This is a genomic window from Synechococcus sp. R55.7 (assembly GCF_047461955.1).
In the GTDB taxonomy this organism is placed as follows: Bacteria; Cyanobacteriota; Cyanobacteriia; order Thermostichales; family Thermostichaceae; genus Thermostichus.
This window is the reverse complement of sequence record NZ_JANSIC010000004.1, coordinates 24735-27559: the sequence shown is the minus strand read 5'-3', so window position 1 is coordinate 27559 and position 2825 is coordinate 24735. Positions and strand designations below refer to the sequence as shown.

Annotated in this window: 1 protein-coding gene; it reads right to left on the bottom strand. The window is 61.9% G+C overall.

The window, feature by feature from the left end:
• Positions 1 to 106: 106 nt before the first annotated feature.
• Positions 107 to 2755, bottom strand: a complete 2649-nt coding sequence (gene leuS, locus NW820_RS00650; protein ID WP_414406400.1) for a leucine--tRNA ligase — start codon at positions 2753 to 2755, stop codon at positions 107 to 109.
• Positions 2756 to 2825 lie beyond the last annotated feature (70 nt).

Below are 2825 nucleotides of genomic sequence, written 5' to 3'. Positions count from 1 at the left end.
CGACACCAAGCCTGCGGCTATGGTGCGGGCCTCCAGCCCGAAAATTTGGTGAAAGCCCCGATCCCGTTCGTGTCAGCAGTGCGGAACATTTTGGCCAGGCCCGCCGTTAGAGGACAAAGTTAACCAGCTTTTTCGGCACCACCACCACTTTTTTGGGTGTTGCCCCCTCCAGGTATTTCTGCGCTGCTTCTGACCGAAGGGCCAACTGTTCCTGCTCCTCCGGCGTCACCTCGGCAGGGGCCTCAAACGAGCCGCGCAATTTGCCGTTCACCTGAATCACAATGGTCACCGTGTCGGCCACCAGCGCTGCCGGGTCATAGCTGGGCCAAGACTGCCGATGCACCGAGTCTGCGCCCCCCAGCGCCTGCCACAGCTCCTCCGCAATATGGGGGGCAAAAGGCGCCATCAGCAACACCAGCGTGCGGATCCCCTCTGCATAGACCGGCGAATCCGGGATCCCGGCCTCCCCCAGAGCATTGCTCAGCTTCATCAGCTCGGCAATGGCGGTGTTGAATTGATAATCGTTTTCCAGATCTTCGCTGACTTCCTTGATGGCGGTGTGGATGGCCCGGCGCAGATCTTTTTCCGCCTTGGTCAGGGATCCCACCTCGACCTTGGCCGGCAACAGCTCTGAGACCCTGCCCCGCCAGGACTCCGTCCCGCCACCGCGAACGACAAACTCGTACACCTGCCGCCAGACGCGGTTGAGAAAGCGAAATTGCCCCTCCACATCGGCATCGTCCCACTCCAGATCCTTCTCCGGCGGGGCCTTGAACAAGATAAACATGCGGGCCGTATCCGCCCCGTAGTGGGCCAGCACCTCCTCGGGATCCACGCCGTTGCCCTTGGACTTGGACATGGTAGCGTAGATAACTTGCAGGGGCTCGCCCGTTTCCGGATCCCGCGGGTCGTTGGGATCCTGCACCAGAGCTGCCGGGATCCAGCGATCCTTGCCGGACTTGTTGGGGTTGTAGTAGGTGCGCCCTTGCACCATCCCCTGGGTGAGCAGACGCGAGAACGGCTCGTCAAAATCCAGCAGCCCCCGATCCCGCAACACCTTGGTAAAAAAGCGGGAATAGAGCAGGTGCAGGATGGCGTGCTCGATGCCGCCCACATACTGATCCACCGGCAGCCAGGCGTTCACCTGGTCTTTGCGGAAGATCTCTTGGTCGTTGCGGGCATCGCTAAAGCGCAGGAAGTACCACGACGAGCAGACAAAGGTGTCCATGGTATCGGTTTCCCGGCGAGCCTCCGCGCCACAGGTGGGGCACTTCACCTTCACCCAGTCCTCCAACTGGGCCAACGGGGATCCCCCTCGCCCCGTCAGCTCCACATCCTCCGGCAAGAGCACCGGCAGATCCTTCTCCGGCACCGGCACAATGCCACAGTGGGGACAATGGATCACCGGGATGGGACAACCCCAGTAGCGCTGCCGCGAGATCAGCCAATCCCGCAGGCGGTAGTTGATCTGCTTTTCCCCCAGCCCCTGGGCTTCCAGCCAGGCGATGGCTCTTTCCACGCTTTGCCCTGGGCCTTTGCCCACCGGGATCCCGTCTAGGGGGCCAGAGTTGATCATCACCCCTTCCCCCGTCCAGGCAGCCTGCAGTTCTGAGGACTCCGTCCCGCTGGCGCGATCCGCTGAGGCCGGAGAACCCTCCGGCGGCTGCACCACCCGCTTGATGGGCAGGCCGAACTTGCGGGCAAACTCGAAATCCCGCTGGTCGTGGGCGGGCACGGCCATGATGGCCCCCGTCCCGTAGCCCATCAGCACATAGTCGGCAATCCAGATGGGGATCCGCTCTTGGTTAACGGGGTTGATGGCGTAGGATCCCGTCCAAACCCCTGTCTTTTCCCGGTCTTCAGCGCTGCGCTCGATCTCGCTGCGGGCAGCGGCCTGGGCTTGATAGGCTCTGACGGCCTGCAGTTGCTCGGCGGTGGTGAGCTTGTCCACCAAGGGGTGCTCCGGCGACATCACCATGAAGGTGGCCCCCCAGAGGGTATCGGGCCGGGTGGTGAACACTGCCAGCTCGTCCCCTGCCTCGGTTTTGAAAATCACCTTAGCCCCCACCGATTGGCCGATCCAGTTCTCCTGCATGGTGCGCACCCGCTCCGGCCAGCCGGAGAGCTTTTCCAGATCCGCCAGCAGTTGGTCGGCATAGGCGGTGATTTTGAAAAACCACTGCTTGAGCATGCGCTTTTCCACCAGGGCACCGGATCTCCAGGAGCGCCCCTCCGCATCCACCTGCTCGTTGGCCAGCACCGTCTGATCCACCGGATCCCAGTTCACCGCCGCCTCTTTCTGGTAGGCCAAGCCCGCCTGCAAAAATTGCAGGAAGATCCACTGCGTCCACTTGTAGTAGTCCGGCGAACAACTGGTAATCTCCCGCTCCCAGTCGTAGGACAGGCCCAACCGCTGCAACTGATCCCGCATCTGGGCAATGTTTTGGTAGGTCCACTTGGCCGGTGGGATCCCCCGGTCGATGGCGGCATTCTCCGCCGGCAGGCCAAAGGCATCCCAGCCCATCGGGTGCAGCACTGCGTACCCCTGCATTCGTTTGTGGCGGGCAATTACATCGGTGATGGTGTAATTGCGCACATGCCCCATGTGCAGGTTGCCGCTGGGGTAGGGGAACATAGACAGGGCATAAAATTTGCGGCTCCCGTCCTTCAGCTCTGGGGTGCGATCCAGCCCGATTTCACGCCAGTGGGCCTGCCACTTGCTCTCAATGGCCTGGGGATTGTAGCGCGCGTCCACGGTTCGATGCTCCTGGGAAAAAAGCGCTCACGCTGGGAGATAGAAGCATTTTGACATACTCCCCACGCCA